General features: G+C 36.0%; 19 protein-coding genes. 16 read left to right on the top strand and 3 right to left on the bottom strand.

What is annotated here, in order from left to right; all coding sequences use genetic code 11:
- The 5 genes from J0871_RS08985 to J0871_RS08965 all read left to right on the top strand — a co-directional run bounded on the left by J0871_RS08985 (position 1) and on the right by J0871_RS08965 (position 5,910).
- Positions 1-1,104 carry a glycosyltransferase gene (locus tag J0871_RS08985; RefSeq protein WP_208224917.1) on the top strand — a complete coding sequence of 368 codons (1,104 nt, stop codon included), beginning with the start codon at positions 1-3 and terminating at the stop codon, positions 1,102-1,104.
- Positions 1,095-1,667 carry a sigma-70 family RNA polymerase sigma factor gene (locus J0871_RS08980; RefSeq protein WP_083634160.1) on the top strand — a complete coding sequence of 191 codons (573 nt, stop codon included), beginning with the start codon at positions 1,095-1,097 and terminating at the stop codon, positions 1,665-1,667. The genes J0871_RS08985 and J0871_RS08980 overlap by 10 nt, the downstream gene beginning before the upstream one ends.
- 73 nt (positions 1,668-1,740) lie before the next feature.
- A complete protein-coding gene (lipA, locus tag J0871_RS08975; protein ID WP_075326218.1) occupies positions 1,741-2,619 on the top strand; it encodes a lipoyl synthase in 879 nt (292 codons plus the stop codon).
- 17 nt (positions 2,620-2,636) lie between these two features.
- Entirely contained in the window at positions 2,637-3,644 is a 1,008-nt protein-coding gene (gene gap, locus J0871_RS08970) for a type I glyceraldehyde-3-phosphate dehydrogenase (RefSeq protein WP_208224916.1), read from the top strand.
- Between the two features lie 40 nt (positions 3,645-3,684).
- A complete protein-coding gene (locus tag J0871_RS08965; protein ID WP_208224915.1) occupies positions 3,685-5,910 on the top strand; it encodes a response regulator in 2,226 nt (741 codons plus the stop codon).
- A 105-nt stretch (positions 5,911-6,015) separates the two neighbouring features.
- Here J0871_RS08965 and lpxK read toward each other — a convergent pair whose 3' ends face one another.
- The gene (gene lpxK, locus J0871_RS08960; protein ID WP_208224914.1) at positions 6,016-7,020 is read right to left on the bottom strand and encodes a tetraacyldisaccharide 4'-kinase; all 1,005 of its coding nucleotides are present in this window, start codon (positions 7,018-7,020) and stop codon (positions 6,016-6,018) included.
- 103 nt (positions 7,021-7,123) lie between these two features.
- Here lpxK and J0871_RS08955 point away from each other — a divergent pair, with 103 nt between their 5' ends.
- Both J0871_RS08955 and J0871_RS08950 read left to right on the top strand, forming a co-directional pair.
- On the top strand, positions 7,124-8,218 hold the full coding sequence (locus tag J0871_RS08955; protein ID WP_208224913.1) for a Nif3-like dinuclear metal center hexameric protein: 1,095 nt from the start codon (positions 7,124-7,126) through the stop codon (positions 8,216-8,218).
- A 2-nt stretch (positions 8,219-8,220) separates the two neighbouring features.
- Positions 8,221-9,000, top strand: coding sequence for a C4-type zinc ribbon domain-containing protein (locus J0871_RS08950; protein WP_208224912.1), 780 nt, complete (start codon positions 8,221-8,223; stop codon positions 8,998-9,000).
- Positions 9,001-9,091: 91 nt separating this feature from the next.
- Here the strand turns inward: J0871_RS08950 and J0871_RS08945 are convergent, their stop codons facing one another.
- The gene (locus J0871_RS08945; protein ID WP_208224911.1) at positions 9,092-9,730 is read right to left on the bottom strand and encodes a hypothetical protein; all 639 of its coding nucleotides are present in this window, start codon (positions 9,728-9,730) and stop codon (positions 9,092-9,094) included.
- A 358-nt stretch (positions 9,731-10,088) separates the two neighbouring features.
- On the opposite strand from J0871_RS08945, the gene J0871_RS08940 reads away from it, so the two are divergent.
- The 3 genes from J0871_RS08940 to J0871_RS08930 all read left to right on the top strand — a co-directional run bounded on the left by J0871_RS08940 (position 10,089) and on the right by J0871_RS08930 (position 13,035).
- Positions 10,089-10,697, top strand: a complete 609-nt coding sequence (locus J0871_RS08940) for a hypothetical protein (protein WP_208224910.1) — start codon at positions 10,089-10,091, stop codon at positions 10,695-10,697.
- 3 nt (positions 10,698-10,700) lie between these two features.
- Complete coding sequence (msrA, locus tag J0871_RS08935) at positions 10,701-11,363, top strand: peptide-methionine (S)-S-oxide reductase MsrA (RefSeq protein ID WP_208224909.1); 663 nt, start codon at positions 10,701-10,703, stop codon at positions 11,361-11,363.
- A gap of 184 nt (positions 11,364-11,547) precedes the next feature.
- Positions 11,548-13,035, top strand: a complete 1,488-nt coding sequence (locus J0871_RS08930; RefSeq protein WP_208224908.1) for a potassium/proton antiporter — start codon at positions 11,548-11,550, stop codon at positions 13,033-13,035.
- Here J0871_RS08930 and J0871_RS08925 read toward each other — a convergent pair.
- Positions 13,027-14,388 carry an NAD(P)/FAD-dependent oxidoreductase gene (locus J0871_RS08925; RefSeq protein ID WP_208224907.1) on the bottom strand — a complete coding sequence of 454 codons (1,362 nt, stop codon included), beginning with the start codon at positions 14,386-14,388 and terminating at the stop codon, positions 13,027-13,029. The genes J0871_RS08930 and J0871_RS08925 overlap by 9 nt on opposite strands.
- Positions 14,389-14,568: 180 nt before the next feature.
- On the opposite strand from J0871_RS08925, the gene J0871_RS08920 reads away from it, so the two are divergent.
- The 6 genes from J0871_RS08920 to J0871_RS08895 all read left to right on the top strand — a co-directional run bounded on the left by J0871_RS08920 (position 14,569) and on the right by J0871_RS08895 (position 18,244).
- Entirely contained in the window at positions 14,569-15,678 is a 1,110-nt protein-coding gene (locus J0871_RS08920; RefSeq protein WP_208224906.1) for an alkene reductase, read from the top strand.
- 106 nt (positions 15,679-15,784) lie between these two features.
- On the top strand, positions 15,785-16,030 hold the full coding sequence (locus J0871_RS08915; RefSeq protein WP_075326206.1) for a hypothetical protein: 246 nt from the start codon (positions 15,785-15,787) through the stop codon (positions 16,028-16,030).
- Positions 16,031-16,140: 110 nt separating this feature from the next.
- A complete protein-coding gene (locus tag J0871_RS08910; RefSeq protein WP_208224905.1) occupies positions 16,141-16,791 on the top strand; it encodes a flavin reductase in 651 nt (216 codons plus the stop codon).
- 148 nt (positions 16,792-16,939) lie between these two features.
- Positions 16,940-17,098, top strand: a complete 159-nt coding sequence (locus tag J0871_RS08905; RefSeq protein WP_143083605.1) for a lmo0937 family membrane protein — start codon at positions 16,940-16,942, stop codon at positions 17,096-17,098.
- Between the two features lie 101 nt (positions 17,099-17,199).
- The gene (locus J0871_RS08900) at positions 17,200-17,355 is read left to right on the top strand and encodes a lmo0937 family membrane protein (RefSeq protein WP_106197114.1); all 156 of its coding nucleotides are present in this window, start codon (positions 17,200-17,202) and stop codon (positions 17,353-17,355) included.
- A gap of 130 nt (positions 17,356-17,485) precedes the next feature.
- A complete protein-coding gene (locus tag J0871_RS08895) occupies positions 17,486-18,244 on the top strand; it encodes an SDR family oxidoreductase (RefSeq protein WP_208224904.1) in 759 nt (252 codons plus the stop codon).
- The last annotated feature ends 25 nt before the right edge of the window (positions 18,245-18,269 follow it).

Here is an 18,269-nt window from a genome sequence, read left to right as displayed (position 1 = left end):
ATGGCAACACTTTTACTGGAATTTTTCTTATTATTTTCTTTAATTATACTGGCCTATTACCTGGCCTTTTTCGCATTTGCAAATAACACCCCAAAAAATCCCGGGAAATTAAACCTGCCTGTTTCGGTAATAGTTTGTGCAAAAAACGAAGCAGAAAATCTTAGAAACTTCCTTCCTCCTATCCTGAATCAGGATTATCCCGATTTTGAAGTTATCGTGATTAATGATGCTTCCCACGATGAAACTTTAGAAGTTATTGAAAATTTCCAGGCTCTTGATGGCCGGGTGAAACTGGTAGATGTTCAGAATAATGAAGCTTTTTGGGCGAATAAAAAGTATGCACTCACGCTTGGAATTAAAAAAGCGAAAAATCCTTATTTAATTTTTACCGATGCCGATTGCGCTCCACAAAGCCGAAACTGGATTACCCATATGGCTGCGGGATTTGTGGAAGAAAAAAGTATTGTTTTAGGGTACGGTGGTTATTTTAAAAACGGTAAATCTTTACTTAACAAGCTTATTCGGTTTGAAACTTTACTCACCGCTATTCAATATTTTTCTTATGCAAAATTAGGAAATCCGTATATGGGTGTGGGTAGAAATCTTGCTTACACTTCTAAACAGTTTTACGACCAAAAAGGATTTGCAAATCATTTACACCTACGCTCTGGAGACGACGATCTTTTTGTAAACGAAGGAGGAAATGAAGAGAATACTTTTATTTGTCATCATCCCGAAGGCAGCACACGAAGTGTCCCAAAAACCGATTTAAAATCCTGGTTTAAGCAAAAAAGAAGGCACGCCTCAGTAGCCGGTTTTTACAAAACAAAAGATAAAGTTTTACTGGGTTTATTTTACGCTTCCCGATTCTTTTTCTGGATCTTATTAGCTGCATTATTAATAATTCAATTTCAATGGCAACTTGTTTTAGGAGTTGCAGGATTTGTATTACTGGTACAGGCGGTGATTTACGCTAAATCGGCAAAAAAACTTGAGGAGACAGATGTGGTTTGGTTATTTCCGTTTTTAGAAGTATTTTTAATATTTACCCAATTTGGCATATTTATAGCAAACAGCGTTTCAAAACCTACGCATTGGAAATAAATCACGAATTGCTACTTACCAAAATTAAAGCTGCCAAAAAAGGGAGTCAATCAGCGTTTAATTATTTGCTTGATACTTTTTGGGATAACGTGTACGGTTTTCAGTTAAAAAAAACCGGCAACGCGTACGAATCTGAAGATATTACCATTCAAACTTTTTCCAAGGCTTTTAATAAAATTCACACCTTTGATGAAGATTATTCTTTTAGCACCTGGCTTATTGCCATTTCAAAGAATATTCATGTAGATATGCTTAGAAAGCAAAAGTCTTCTATAAGGTCTCAAACCACTTCAGATCAAAATGATAAGGTGTACCGTATTGCTGATGAAACACCCACTATTGAAGATAAATTAATTAGCGAGCAACATTTAGCGCAACTGCTTACAGATATTAAACAACTGAAGCCGCATTACCAGGAAGTGATCAATCTTAGATATTTTCAGGAGAAATCTTATAAAGAAATAGCCCAGAGCCTTGACGAACCTATGAACAATGTAAAAATTAAACTCCTGAGAGCTAAAAAGTTACTTGCTGAAATTATTGAAGCCCGAAAATCGGTGTAAGTTATCACCGACTTAACGTTCTAATTTATGCAGTTCGGTAGATTATTGTATCTTTGAAACCTAGATTTTTGCTATGAGTACAGACACTATAAGCCCAGTAAAAGAAAAGCCAAAAGCCAAACCAAAATGGTTAAGGGTTAAACTTCCAACCGGAAAAAAATACACCGAACTTCGCAGCCTGGTAGACAAATACGATTTGCACACCATTTGTACTTCGGGTAGTTGCCCAAATATGGGGGAATGCTGGAGTGAAGGTACCGCTACTTTTATGATTTTAGGAAATGTTTGTACCCGTTCCTGCGGATTTTGTGGTGTAAAAACCGGCCGCCCTGAAACAGTAGATTGGGACGAACCAGAAAAAGTAGCCCGCTCTATTAAAATTATGGGTATTAAACACGCCGTGGTAACCAGTGTAGACCGCGACGATCTTAAAGATATGGGTTCTATTATTTGGGCCGAAACCGTAAAGGCAATTCGCCGAATGAATCCTGAAACTACACTTGAAACCCTTGTCCCAGATTTCCAGGGAAATGAGCGTAATTTAGATAGAATTGTAGAAGTAATGCCAGAAGTTGTTTCTCATAACATGGAAACCGTAAAAAGGTTAACCCGTGAAGTGAGAATCCAGGCAAAATACGATCGCAGTCTTGAAGTGCTTAGATATTTAAAGCAACAGGGAGTTAATAGAACTAAATCTGGAATTATGCTTGGTCTTGGTGAACAGGAAGATGAAGTTATTCAAACCCTGCACGATCTTAGAAGTGTAGATGTAGATGTGGTAACTATAGGCCAGTACCTGCAGCCCAGCAAAAAACATTTACCGGTAAAGCAATTTATTACACCAGACCAGTTTAAGAAATACGAAGCTATTGGTCTTGATCTTGGATTTCGCCACGTAGAAAGTAGCGCCTTGGTTCGCTCTTCTTACAAAGCACACAAACATATCGACTAAGTTTTTTTCTGAAATAAATGAATAAAAGCATCAATATTGCCATAAACGGTTTTGGCCGTATTGGACGCAGCCTTTTTAGACTTTTAATCGAAAATAAAAGCATCAATGTGGTTGCAATAAACGACCTCGCCGATGCAAAAACCCTTGCTCATTTATTAAAATACGATAGTATTCACGGTGTTTCTCCTGCGGAAATTTCTTCAGAAGGAAACAATATAATTGTTAATGGGGAATCAATTCCACTTTTAAATTATGCTCATCCACAAGACATAGATTGGAGTGCATATAAGGTTGATACGGTAGTAGAATCTACAGGAAAGTTTAAAACCGTTAAAGATCTCCAGCATCATATTGAAAACGGAGGGAAAAATGTGATTTTATCGGTTCCCCCAGAAGACGAAGAAATTAAAATGGTGGTTTTAGGAGTAAATGAACATATCCTGGACGGCACTGAAAAAATAATTTCAAATGCCAGCTGCACCACGAATAACGCAGCGCCAATGTTGAAGTTAATTCACGAAAATTTTAAAGTCCAACAGGCTTATATTACCACGATACATTCGTATACTTCAGACCAAAGTTTACACGATAAACCTCATCGCGACTTAAGAAGAAGCCGTGCCGCAGCACAATCTATAATCCCAACAACCACGGGAGCAGCAAAAGCCTTAACTGGCATTTTTCCTGATATTAGTGATGTTATTGGAGGTTGCGGAATTAGAGTTCCTGTACCAAATGGTTCTTTAACCGATATGACAATAAATGTAAGCAAAGAAACCAATATTGAAGAAATCAATAAAATCTTCAAAAAAGCGTCCGAAAGTTCGTTAAAGGGAATTCTTAGTTATACCGAAGATCCAATAGTGTCTATTGATATTAATAATAATCCGCATTCCTGTATTTTTGATGCCCAAATGACGTCGGTAATTGATGGGAAATTAATTAAGATAATTGGTTGGTATGATAATGAAATCGGGTATTCCAGTCGTCTTATCGATTTAATTTCTATCGTTAATGATAAATAACTATATTTATCTCAATTAAGCTTTTAGCTGAATTTCCCGAATGAAGAACTTTACTCTTATACTACTTCTCGCATGTTGGTGCTCGTTCGCTTATGCAATTCAGCAAGATGAAACCGAAGATTCTCAAATAACTAACGAGAGAATTCAACAATTACTTAACGATGCCGAAGTTTCGGTAAATATGTTAGATTTTGATAATGCTATAGAGCAATTAAATTCTTCCCTGGAACTTTCAAAATCTATTAACGATAAACGTGCTATTGCACTTTCCAGCAGTATTCTCGCCAAACTTTATTACTTAAGGCACGATTTTGATAAAGCCATTACCGAGCTGCAACGAGCAATTTCGATTCAAAGAGATATTGAAGACCAAAATGGTTTAGCATATAGTTATGTAAATTTTGCCAAGATTTTAATGGGACAAAAAGATAAGGAAAGAGCCAATCGCTACCTGAATCTTGCTGAAGAAATCTATCTAAAACTCGATAACGAAGTATACCTTGGTATTGTAAATTTAAACCGTGCCATCATAATCCTTAATACGGAAAATGAACCAGCAAAAGCATTAAATCTTCTTCAACAGGCAAGGACCACACTTTCAGAGACCGATAAGAAATATGAACTTTCTCGCCTCTATTATTATACTGCCCGGGCTCATTTAGAATTAAAAAATTATGCATTAGCCAAAGAAAATAATAAACGTGTTTTAGAGATTGCCTATGCTCAAAATTTTGGAGGGATGATTATGTCTGCCAATAAACTAATGAGTAAGCTATACGAAGAAACCGGAGACTTTGAATCTTCATTAGTTTTTCTACAAAAAAGTTTTGCCCGCAAAGATTCTATAATCGCTATGAATAATGCAGTACTGGCCGAACAGGTTAATGCCAGATACGGTGTAGATGCGTTACAAAGTAGCCTAAATGAATTAAGTCTTCAAAACGCAGAACAGGAAAGAAATTTAAAAGTGAATAAGCTAACCACAATTTTAAGTGTGGCTCTTATCACTATTTTATCACTTTTAACCCTTTCTCTATATAAGAATAATAATTTAAGAGCGCGCGCTAACGAGTTGCTGCAGAAGAAAAATGCCGAACTTACAAAAGCCAAGGAAAATGCTGAAAAAGCTTCCCTCGCTAAAGCGCAATTTCTCTCTACAATTACCCACGAGTTAAGAACTCCTTTATATGCAGTAACGGGGCTTACCCATTTATTGTTAGAAGAAAGCCCTACCGAAAATCAAAAAGAACATCTTAATTCGCTAAAATTTTCTGGGGAATACCTGCTTTCACTTATCAATAATATACTAGATCTAAACAAATTAGAAGCGAACAAAGTGGAGATCATGGAAGCTTCTTTTGATCTTAAAAAACGAATTTCGGATGTTTTGGTAGCTCTAAAGAATTCGGCTGATGAAAAAAATACCAAAATCCATTTTAATTACGACGATTCTATTCCGCAGGAATTAAAAGGCGATCCGCTAAAAATTTCCCAGATTCTTATAAATCTTATCGGGAATTCCATAAAGTTTACTGAAGACGGTGATATTTGGATCAATGTTTCTAAAAACAGTCGGGAAGGGAGTTTTGTGCTGCTGGATTTTGAAATAAAAGATAATGGGGAAGGCATAAGCAAGGAGAAACAGAAAGCTATTTTTGAAAATTTCACCCAGGGCTCTACTCAAATTAACCGCAAGTTTGGAGGAACAGGTCTAGGCCTATCTATTGTGAAAAACTTACTGAGTTTACTGGGGAGTGAGATAGATTTAAAAAGCGATTTAGGAGAAGGGTCTACTTTTGCTTTTCAGTTAAAATTTGAAGCTAAAGAGGTTGAAAACCAACTTAACAACAGCCCAAGAATTGAAGCCGAACCCTTAGAGGATAAATTAGAAGGAAAAAACATACTTATTGTAGAAGACAATAAGATTAACCAAATGATTACCCGTAAGATCTTGGAAAAGCAAGGGGTAACTTGTGAGGTGGCAGATAATGGAACTATCGCGATAGAAAAAACAAAAGAAAAAGACTACGATCTTATTTTAATGGACATTCATATGCCGGGAATTAGCGGGATTGAAGCTACAAAAGAGATTAGGAAATTTAATACTGAAATTCCTATCGTTGCCTTAACCGCAGTAACCTTAGACGAAAACCTTGATGAGTTCTTCTTAAATGGCTTTAGTGATATTATCCCGAAACCTTATAAAACAGAAGAATTCTTCCTAAAAATTAACAGGCAATTAGCAATTAGGGAAAGTGCCGTTTAATCCTTTGGCACGCGCTTTGTAAATTCAGGCTTAATTGAATTATATATCAAAGAAAAACATATATAGTTTGAATTAGCCAAAATAAAAATGAGGTGTGAATTCACCTCATTTTTTATGTGCAAAACTCAAAATTTCCTGTTTAAAAACTTCTTCTTTATTTAAAAATGCAGTTTTTACTGGTAAATAAAATAGCTGCCCATTTTCAAAATTCTCGCGTAGTCTAACATAATCTTTCTCGGTGGTTAAAAGCAATGGTTCCTTTTGTAAACGGGTTATTTCGGCTTTGGTAAAATTATGATGGTCGTTAAAAGCCAGGTGTTTAAAATCAAGTTCTTGTGCTTCCAGGTAATCTGTGAGAGGTTTAGGGTTCGCTATTCCGGTAACGAGGGTAAAATTTTTATCCTTTAAACTGCTTAAGGGAGCTATTGTAGTTTCAGAAATAATTTCTTCATCGTAATCAATAAAACTAAAATAAAGTTGCTGATAATTCTGTAATTTAAGCTTAACCCTAATCGATTCCATTTCGGCCGTGGTGAGATTTGGAGGGCACTTTGTAACAACTACTATTTTTGCGCGTTCTGCACCTACTGTAGGTTCGCGTAAATATCCGGTGGGTAGCATAAAATCGTTTACATAGAGATCGCCGTAAGCGGTGAGTAAAATATTGAGTCCAGCCTGTACTTTTCTATGCTGAAAAGCATCGTCCAGTAAAATAATTTCGGCATTTTCCTGCTGAAGTTTATCAATCCCATTCCGCCTGTTGGCATCTACCGCAATAAGTGCATTTTTAAACTTTCTTTTAAATTGTAAGGGCTCATCCCCTACTTTTGTGGCAGTTTCCGTTCCGCTTAATAATCTATAACCTTTGCTGCTACGTTTATACCCCCGGCTTAACGTAGCTACTTTAAATTCAGGTAGTAAAAGCTTCAGCAAATATTCTATCATTGGAGATTTTCCGGTTCCTCCTGCATTAAGATTTCCCACACATATCACTGGAAATTTATAAGATGTAGATTTTAGAATTCCGGAGTTATAAAAGAAATTTCTGCTCCAGGTTACAAATCCGTACAACAAAGCAAAAGGAAGTAGCATTTTTCGTAAAATCTTCATACAGGGCAGGCTATAATAATTATATTTGAAGTTGGGCTGAAATTAACTACTACGAAATTAATAAAAAGCAACCTGCTAAGTTTATAAAAACCAAAAAAACAAGATGCTTGTAAAAGAAGTTATTGATATAATTGAAGAATTTGCGCCAACGGCGTACGCCGAAGATTTTGATAATGTAGGTCTTTTGGTGGGCGATAAAAATGCTGCTGTAACCGGCGCGCTTATCACTTTAGACACTTTGGAGACAGTGGTAGATGAAGCTATTGAAAAAAAATGCAACCTTATTATTAGTTTTCATCCTATTATTTTTTCGGGTTTGAAAAAGCTTACCGGGAAAGACTACGTAGAAAAAACAGTGATTAAGGCTATTAAGAACGATATAGCTATTTATGCCATTCACACCGCACTGGACAATCAATACAAGGGTGTGAACGATATGATTTGCGAAAAAGTGGGGTTAAAAAACCGGAAAATTTTAATTCCGCGGAAAGACAGCATTAAAAAACTTACCACTTTTGTTCCCAATAAACAGGCTTCAGCAGTAAGAAAAGCGCTTTTTGAAGCTGGGGGAGGAAGTATTGGAAATTATGATAATTGCAGCTTTAATTTAAAAGGAGAAGGCAGTTTTAAGCCTAATGAAGAAGCCAATCCGGTAATAGGAAAACGCGGGGAAGTTCATTTGGAAGTAGAAACACAAATTAGTCTTATTTATCCATCTATTATTGAGAAAAAGCTGCTTCAGGCACTTTTTAGCGCTCACCCATATGAAGAAGTAGCTTATGAAGTAAGTGCTTTAGATAACGAAAATCAGCATTTGGGAATGGGAATGATTGGGGAATTAGAAACCCCTGAAAATGAAAAAAGCTTTTTAGAACGCATAAAAAACGAATTCAATTGTGGCTGTATAAAGCATTCTCAATTACGCAGAAAACCAATTAAAAAAGTAGCAGTTCTGGGCGGTAGCGGAAGTTTTGCTATAAGTAAAGCAAAAGCTGCAGGAGCCGATATTTACCTTACCGCAGATTTAAAATATCACGATTTTTATAAAGGTGATAATGACTTCATTTTAGCCGATATTGGACACTACGAAAGTGAGCAATACACAAAAGATTTATTACATTCTTATCTTACAAAAAAAATTAGTAATTTTGCACTTATTTTAGGAGAGACAAACACCAATCCAATCAAGTATATATAACTATGGCAAAAAAGAACGATGTTACTGTAGAAGACAAGTTAAGAGCGTTGTACGACCTTCAACTGGTTGATTCCAGAATTGACGAAATAAGGAACGTACGCGGTGAGCTTCCGCTGGAAGTGGAAGATTTGGAGGATGAAGTAGCCGGATTGAGCAAGCGTTTGGACAAAATGGATGCCGATATTGAGGTAATTGAGAATGATATAAAGAGCAAGAAAAATCTTATTGATGAGTCTAAAGTGACCATGAAAAAGTATGCCGAGCAGCAAAAAAACGTGCGTAACAACCGTGAATTTAATGCGCTTAGCAAAGAGGTTGAGTTCCAGGAACTGGAAATAGAACTTGCCGAAAAACACATCAAAGAATACCGCGCTCAAATTGAGCAGAAAAAAGAAGTTATCGAGCAAACTAAAGAGCGTCTTGAAGAAAGGAAAAAACACCTTGAACACAAGAAAAGCGAACTTAACGAGATTCTTGCCGAAACTGAAAAAGAAGAGCAGGCGCTAATCAAGAAATCTGCAGAATTCGAGAAGAATATTGAAGATCGTTTAGTAAATGCCTATAAAAGAATAAGAAGCAACGTTAAAAACGGACTTGCTATTGTACCCGTAGAACGTGGTGCTTCTGGAGGTTCTTACTTTACCATTCCGCCACAGGTAATTATGGAAATTGCCGGTAGAAAGAAGATTATTACCGATGAGCATAGTGGTAGAATCCTGGTAGACGAAGAACTTGCAAAAGAAGAGCAGGAAAAAATGCAAAACCTTTTTGCTAAAGTTTAATTAGCAGAAAAGAAATAAATACAATAAAAAAAGCCTCCAATTTGGAGGCTTTTTTAATGGTTAATAATTGCTGAACTGAGCTGAATTTATTTTAATCGTGACAGTCTATCGCGCAAGATTCAATTGATGTAAACCAACCTTTACCGTTAGTTAAAGCAACTGTAGGAACTCCGTTAGTATTAGCGCAAACTTCTAAAGCTGCTCTACAATTCCTTAATTGTTCTTCCTGGGAGAATTCTATCATAGCTCCAATAACGGGTGTAGTTACACCAATAACCGGTTCATCGTGCCATTTGTTTGAAGAAGCATTAGCGTTACCCGGTTTGTACATTAATGATCTAAGCACTTCCCCGGTACTTAATTCTGCATCAAATTTCACGAAACCGTTTTTTAATTCTTCAAAATGTGAAAAAATTAAATACTCATCGGTTTCAGGATTCGTTATTTTAAGTCCTTCTACAGCGTGTTTGTTTTGACTGGCTTCAAATGATAACTCATTTACGAATTTGAAATTAAAATCCCTGTCCTGGCTAATAAATTTGGCGGTTTCACCGGTTTTCTTAAAAATATAGGTAGCCGATTGGATCTTAAGAACGCCGTCATTTTCTAATGCTAATTCCTGTTCTAATTCCTGATTGGCAGCCGGGTTTTCTTCAGAATCTGTACTGCAGGAATGCAGGATAACACTAAGTAATAAAATACTTAAAAGTGATTGTGTAATTTTTTTCATTTCGATTTTGGTGTTAATTAGTTATTCTATTTTAAATCAGTTAATTTTCGCTGGAACTGCTTTTCTAACTTAAAAATCTTAGAAGTTACAGGCTGGCTAATGCTATATTTCCTATGTAATTCATTTTTTAAACAGTCTCTATAAATTTCCAGCTATAAGCAACTGATTATTATGTAAATCTATTAAAATTTGTTAATTTATTTGAAATTCATTTAATAAATTATTCTATTAAAATTTTATATTAAGCTGCACCTCTCAAATTACCCAAAATTCGAGGTTTTATATTGATTAACAAGCTTTTCACATTTTTAATCTATTTTAAAGCTACCTTTATTTCTACTAACTAAAACCCTTAATTATGAGATATTATGCAAGCCTACTTTGCCTAATTTTAGTGTTAGTATCCTGTAAAAACCAAGATAAAAACCCGGAAAGTGATCCTAATTTTAAAACGGAACAAACTGAAAACAAAAGCACTTCAGAGGTAAATACTGAAAATTCTACTTCAGCAAATTCAAATTATAATAAAAGTGAAAAAGAAACCTTAGAAGCGCCAGATACTAATAACAACGAAAACGAAGCATCTTCTTCTATATTAATTGATCCCGGCGCTACTTATATAAAAGTAGATGAAAGCGATGCAAATTGTAGTTGCTACTGTCTGGAATTAGATATGAATAATAATACAGAATTATGCCTGGCTGAAAATGAAATGTATATCAATGCCCGATATGCAAAAACAGGGAATTCAGTTAATATATTTTATGTGAGGCCATCTAACAAAAACACTAATAAAGATCTGCCCTGGAAAGATTTTGATACCAATACCCCTATTGCCGTTTTAAGTCCCGCCGACAATGGTAATATAGAATTGGACTGGAAAGGTTTTTACATAGATGGTGAACTTGCGGTAGATTACGCAATTTATGGCAAAAAAACACTTGAAGGAACTTATAAAAAACAATAATTAATGAAACGATTTTTCTTACCTACATTTATATTTCTATTAATTTCCTGCGGAAATAACGCCCAGCAGAAAACAGTTACCAAACCCGAAATTGCTAACGCCGATCCTGTGGAAGTACCGGCAGAAAATGGATATGAAAAAGCCTATTTTGCCAGCGGATGTTTTTGGTGTGTTGAAGCAGTTTACGAAAGTATTGAAGGCGTGAAGGAAGCTGTTTCCGGTTATGCCGGAGGGCATACAAAAAACCCAACTTACGAATCCAGCAATACAGGTAAAACCGGTCACGCTGAAGCTGTAGAAGTTATTTACGATCCAGAAGTGGTAAATTTTGAAACTTTAGTAGAGGTTTATTTTGGTTCGCAAGATCCTACGCAGGTAAACGGCCAGGGACCCGATATTGGTTCGCAGTACCGTTCTATTATTTTTTATCAAAATAAGGAGCAAAAAGATATTATAAACAAGGTAAAAAATGAAGTAGCAAAAGATTATGAGCAACCCATTGCTGCTGAAATTTTACCATTCCAAAAATTTTGGGTAGCAGAAAATTATCATCAAAATTACGAAAAGAATAATCCTAACAATCCTTATATTCAAAAGGTTTCTATTCCAAGATTAAACCGCTTTAAAGAAAAATTTCCCGAAATCCTGAAAGATAATTCGCATTAATTTTCGTTTTAAATTTTCTAAACACTTTTTAATAATAAATATATTCGGCTTTATTTAATAGGGCCGAATATGTATTTTTACCACAGAAATAGTTTAGGAAAAACCAGGAAACCTTTCGGCTAAAAAACTTCGGTTCCCTGATGTATTTCAAATAACACAAACTGATTAAAACAACAGATAAACAATGAGCATAACAATAGAAAACATTCTCTTAATAGGCTCTCTGTTGTTATTTATTAGTATCCTGGCGGGAAAAACATCTTATCGTTTTGGCGTACCTACATTAGTACTTTTTCTTGCAGTTGGAATCCTCTCAGGATCAGAGGGAATTGGTGGAATTTATTTTAACGACCCACAACTCGCTCAATTTATAGGAATTGTTGCCCTTAATTTTATTTTATTTTCCGGGGGACTTGATACCAGCTGGAAAACTATAAAACCGGTCATGTGGCAGGGAATTTCTCTTTCCATTCTAGGGGTTTTATTTACTGCGGTAAGTGTTGGCGTTTTTGTTTGGTACATCACAGATTTTACCATTTACGAAGGCTTATTGCTTGGCGCCATTGTTTCTTCTACAGATGCCGCCGCCGTATTTTCAATTTTAAGGGCTAAAAATCTTGCGCTAAAATCTAATTTAAGGCCAACTCTGGAGCTGGAAAGTGGTAGTAACGATCCTATGGCCTATTTTCTTACCATTGCCTTTTTAGGTTTGGTGGTGAACCAGGATCAAAGTATTTATAGTATTATTCCGCTTTTTCTTCAGCAAATTTTAATTGGTGCCGCGCTCGGATTTATCTTCGGAAAGCTAAGCAAATTGGTAATTAACCGTATAAAATTAGATTTTGAAGGTTTATATCCCGTTCTCGCTATCGCGCTAATGTTTATTGTATTTTCTGCTACTGATGCACTTGGTGGCAACGGATTTTTAGCGGTTTACTTAAGCGGAGTTTACCTTGGAAACCATAACATTATTCACAAAAAGACCATCATGCGAATGTTTGATGGGCTTGCGTGGTTAATGCAAATTGTACTATTCCTTACTTTAGGATTGCTGGTTTATCCGTCGCACATTGTTCCGGTTATAGGCGTGGGTATTTTTATTTCAGTGTTTTTAATATTTATAGCAAGACCCCTGGGCGTTTTTTTAAGTCTAATATTCTTTAAAATGAAAATGCGCCGCCGTTGGTATATTTCCTGGGTGGGGCTTAGAGGAGCTGTACCCATTGTATTTGCCACTTATCCGCTACTTGCGGGAATTGAAAAGGCCGATATGATCTTTAACATCGTATTTTTTGTCTCCTTAACTTCGGTATTAATCCAGGGAACTACATTATCTGTGGTGGCACGCTGGCTGCACGTGGCTTTACCAATGAAGGCCAAACAAAAATCGCCGGTAGATGCATTTATGGCCGATGGTGCTAAATCTTTTTTAAGAGAAATTAATATTCCGGAACAAAACCATTCGGTAGGCAAAAGAATTGTAGAATTACAATTTCCAAAGAAAGCGATAATCGCCATGATTTCCAGAGACGATCAATTTATTACTCCCAACGGAAATACGGTTATTGAAGCCAATGATATGCTGGTTGTTTTAACCGAAGATCACAGAACCATGGAAGGTGTTTATGAAAGCCTGAATATAGAACCAGATTTTGAAGAAAAATTAGAATGAAAAAGCCGGTTTGTTATCCAGTAGGTTAAGAATTTTATTTTCAACTTCAATAGAATCCCATTTATTTTCAATCCCTGAAATCTCCATCACCTCGTCCATAATTTTACGTTGATAATCGCCAATCGCTAAAGCTTCAGCATAAGGTTTATCAGAAAAAGTAACCCGGGAATACAAAGGTACCCAGGTGTTGGGATGTTTGTTAGAGAACCAATTTTCAATCTTCTTCCGCAGTAGAAAATCGGGATCTGCAGTTTTGCTGCTCATTTCAATAAAATTACGGTAGCTAAGTTCTGCAATGGCATCTGTATTGGGTTTTCGGGCTTTCTGGTATTCTTCAAAAATACTTTCCCAATCGTTCCCGTATTTTTTCATTTTTTGGTTTAATACCAGAATATCTTCAAAACCCGCATTCATTCCCTGCCCATAAAATGGTACAATTGCGTGCGCTGAATCTCCAACCAAAGTCACTTTTTCCCAATAAGACCAGGGATAACATTTTATGGTAACCATACTACTGGTTGGGTTTTTAAAGAAATCCTTTTTTAAATTTTCAATCTCCTGGTTAATATCTGGAAAATGTTTCTGAAAAAATAGCTCGGCATCGGTTTCGGTCTTGATGCTTTCAAAAGAATTTTCGCCTTCAAAAGGCATAAATAAAGTACAGGTAAAACTACCATCTAAATTAGGCATTGCAATAAGCATAAATTCCCCACGAGGCCAAATATGAAAGGAGGCATTATCAAGCTTATGGCTTCCATCTGGGTTGGGCGCAATGCTCAATTCTTTGTAACCAACATTTATAAAATGTTGCGAATAATTAAACCTGCTTTGCCTTTGCATTTTATGTCTAACCCGGGAAAAAGCTCCATCGGCACCAAAAATAAGATCAAATTTATATTCTTTCCACTCCCCTTTTTCACTCTCACCGGTATACAATTTGGCTTCAGCCATATCTATATCCCAAACTTTTTCTTCAAACCTAAAAGTGGTCCCGGCATCTTCGGCCAGGGTGATCATTTTTCGGTTTAAAACCCCACGGGAAATAGAATAAATAGCTTCTTCCTCTTTTCCGTATTTCTGAAAATAAAGTGGTTTATCGTTAACGTGCATCGCCCTTTTATCTAAAGGAAGCGCCAGTTTTTTAATTTCATCTTCTATGCCGGCAGCCCTTAAAGATTTCCAGCCGCGGTTAGACATGGCTAAATTTATTGACCTACCGGAAAATTCTACATTTCTAATATCCTTTCTGCGGTCAAATACCTCAACTTCATGGCCGGCTTTTCTAAGAAAAATAGCGAGTAAAGATCCAACCAGGCCTGAGCCAACAATGGCGATTTTTTTGGGTGTTTGCATAAATTCTTGCTGTACATTTTCCAGAAAACGGTTATTAGAAAATGCAATTTTAAGTTACGAATTTACTTATTTCTACTCAATTTAAGGCTCTCTCAGCTATTTAAGAAAAACCTATTTACCATTTAATTAACAGCACTTACTATATGCTTCCCTTAAATTTAATATTAAAATTCAATTAATATGCATAGTACTCAAGCCTTACTAAAATCGGTTACTATTGGAGACCTAGAATTAAAAAACCGGATTATTATGGCTCCAATGACCCGTAATCGCGCTGATAATAAAGATAATGCACCTTCCCAGTTACACGCCGAATATTATGCGCAACGCGCCGGTGCCGGACTTATAATCTCTGAAGGTTCTCAAATTTCTGATGCCGCAGTGGGTTATATAAATACCCCGGGAATTTATACCGAAAACCAGGTAAAAGGCTGGGAAAAAGTAACTGAAGCTGTTCACAAAAATGAAGGAAAGATATTTTTACAATTATGGCATTGCGGCCGTATTTCTCACCCTAAATTTCACGATGGAGAAAAACCATTGGCGCCAAGCGCCGTGAATCCAAATACGCAAGCTTATACCCCAGATGGCTTTGAAGACACTGTAGAACCACAGGCGATGAGTGTAGCCGATATAAAACAAACCGTCCTGGATTTTAAACACGCCGCAGAAAATGCCAAACGTGCCGGTTTTGATGGGGTAGAGATTCACGGCTCTAACGGTTATTTAATTCATCAATTTCTCAATAAAAATGCAAATATTAGAACCGATGATTACGGGGGAAGTATTGAAAACCGGGCACGTTTCTTTTTTGAAATTCTTGAAGCTATAAGTGAAGTTTGGCCAGAAAATAGAATTGGAGTAAGGTTTAATCCTTCGCTAAACGACGCCTTTGGAATTACAGCTTCAGAAGAATCAATTGCAACCTTTGATCACATAATTGAAAAATTAAATGCTTACGATTTAGCGTATTTACACCTCTCTGAACCTTTTACAGATGTTAGCCAGATAGATTACCTGGAAACAAACATTGCAAAACATTACCGCCCTATTTATAAAGGAAAATTAATGATTAATGCAGGCTTTGATCAGGAATCAGGAAATAAAGTTATTGACGAAGGTAATGCCGATATGGTTTCATTCGCTAAACTTTTTATTTCTAATCCCGATTTACCAGAGCGCTTTTCTAAAAATGCACCTTTAGCCGATTGGGATGAAGATACTTTTTATACGCCGGGCTCAAAAGGTTACACAGATTATCCCGAATTCGATTCTGAAAAACCTAAATAGAAAAATTCTTAATTTTAGATTAAATCTCCTTAAAAGCAGGTTAATTGCAGGAAACGTCTAACCAGAAAAAAGTAAATTTAATATTCAACCCTATAAAACTTAAAATATGGATGAGTCGAAAATTGAACAAATGAGGTCCACTTTGAATAAGCTGGAAGATATTAAAAACAGCCAGGAAAGCATTATTGATAAAATTAATCATGTGATTACCGATTTGTTTCAACATCCCGATAAAGAATTGGAGAAAGCAATGAACAGTGCGCACCAGAAATCTTCAGATAACGTAGATGCGGTTCGCGAGGCTATGGAAGAATATGAAATGAGAATTAATAAACTGGAAAATCAAGGCTAATCAACTTTTAAAGAAAAGCTAATGGTTACAGTCTTAAGATGACTAAAGCATAAATTTGCCGATAACAGGTATTTTTATTTTTAGTCATCTTTTTTATTAAACAGATTCTTATGCAACATATTACTTCAGCAGAAATAGGGGAAATGGAAAAACTTTTCCGTCTCAACCTAATTAATAGTGTAACCGGTTATAAATCTGCCAACCTTATCGCTACAAAATCAGAGCAAAAAGGAGTGAATGTAGCGGTTTTTAGTTCGGTTACTCATTTGGGAAGCAACCCCGCATTACTTGGTTTTATTACCCGGCCAACTAAAGAGGTAGCCCGGAATACCTATAAAAATATTAAAGAGAATAAATATTTTACGGTAAATCATATTCAGAAGGATATGATAGAAAGCGCCCATCAAACCGCTGCTAAATATGATGAGGAAATTTCTGAATTCCAGCAAACAGGCCTGGAAGAAGAATATCTGGACAATTTTTTTGCACCCTATGTTAAGCAGTCTAATGTAAAATTAGGATGCGAATACGTGAATGAATACTACATTAAAGAAAATGAAACGGTAATGCTTATTGGCGCTATTAAGCATATTTATTTTGATGAAAGTATACAGGCGCCAGATGGCTGGTTAAGATTGGACGATGCAGAGACTGTGGCTATAAATGGTTTAGATGGTTATGCCCTTCCTAATCTTTTAGATCGCTTTCATTATGCCAGGCCGGGCCAGGAGATCAAGTCGTTTTTTAGGCAAGAAGACTAACCTATTCTAATTAAACTCACTGCACAGATTACCTGTATATCTATATTATTCAAAAATTTTAACATTTGAGTTAAACACTAGTTAAAAGCTATTCTTCCAAGTAACATATTCTATAAATTCGTTCATAGCTAATTATTAAAACTATAATATGAGGGATTTAATTTGGCTTATTGTAGTGATCCTTATCATAGGATGGCTTATAGGATATTTTGGTTTTGGGGAAGCCGTAGGAAACCTAATCCATATTTTATTAGTCCTGGCCATAATTGGTATTTTATATCGCTTAGCAACCGGTAGAAGACTGTAAACCAAAAATTTATATTTTTCAGTCTTTTTAAAACACAAATTTATTTATTAACTTGTATAAACAATTAACCAACGTAGCATAGCTACACAAAACCAACCAGTATGAGAGATTTAATATGGCTTATCGTAGTATTATTAGTAATAGGATGGCTTATTGGCTATTTTGCATTTCCAGATTTGGGAAGCATAATCCACATTCTAATTGTTATAGCCGTTATCCTAATTTTGTATAAATTATTAACCGGGCGCCGCCTGTAATTAATAATTTTTTCGAATCTTATAAACCCTTTGAGAACATCAAAGGGTTTTTTGTTTTATCATCTAAACCTAAAAGTTTGCCCATACCCTATTTACCAGCTAAATCTTATCTTCGAAATTAAAAACTAATATGTGGAACTTAAATAATAAATATGCCCTGATTACCGGTGGCACTAAAGGAATAGGTAAAGCTGCAGTTCTGGAATTACTGGAATTGGGAGCAGAAGTACTCTTCACTTCCAGGACACAAAAGGATATTGACCTGCTGTTAGAAGAACTAAAACAATACGATAAAAAAATACACGGGCTGGTAGCTGACGTTACTGTAGCAGAAGACCGACAGAAAGTGCACAATTTTATTGATAAAATCTGGGGCAAACTGGATATTCTGGTAAATAATGCCGGGATAAATATCAGAAAAAAAGCAAATGATTATTCTGAAGAAGAGTTTAGAAAAGTAATGGAAATAAATCTTAATGCTCCTTTTCAACTAAGCCGAAAACTTCACTCCCTACTTCAAAAAAGTGGCAGTGCAAAGATTGTAAATATAGCGTCTTCTGCAGCGCTCCAGGATGTTGGTACTGGTACGCCTTATGCAATGTCTAAAGCTGGATTATTACAGCAAACAAGAAGTCTTGCAGTAGAATGGGCCGCAGATGGAATTCGGGTAAACGCAGTATCACCCTGGTTTACGGTTACGCCACTCACCCAGGGACTTTTAAGCGAAAGCGACAGAATGGATCCTATTATTAGAAGAACGCCTTTAAAACGAGTTGCAGAAGCTGGCGAAATTGCCTCGATTATTGCCTTCCTGGCAATGGACAAATCGTCTTATATTACCGGGCAAAATATTATCGCAGATGGTGGAATGAGCATTAATGCAATATAAACCCAGTTTTTTGTATCTTTAATGG

Origin of the sequence: Salegentibacter sp. BDJ18 (assembly GCF_017579965.1) — a bacterium.
Classification (GTDB): domain Bacteria; phylum Bacteroidota; class Bacteroidia; order Flavobacteriales; family Flavobacteriaceae; genus Salegentibacter.
Note: the sequence above shows the minus strand (reverse complement) of the source record. Positions and strands in the feature narration are given on the sequence as shown.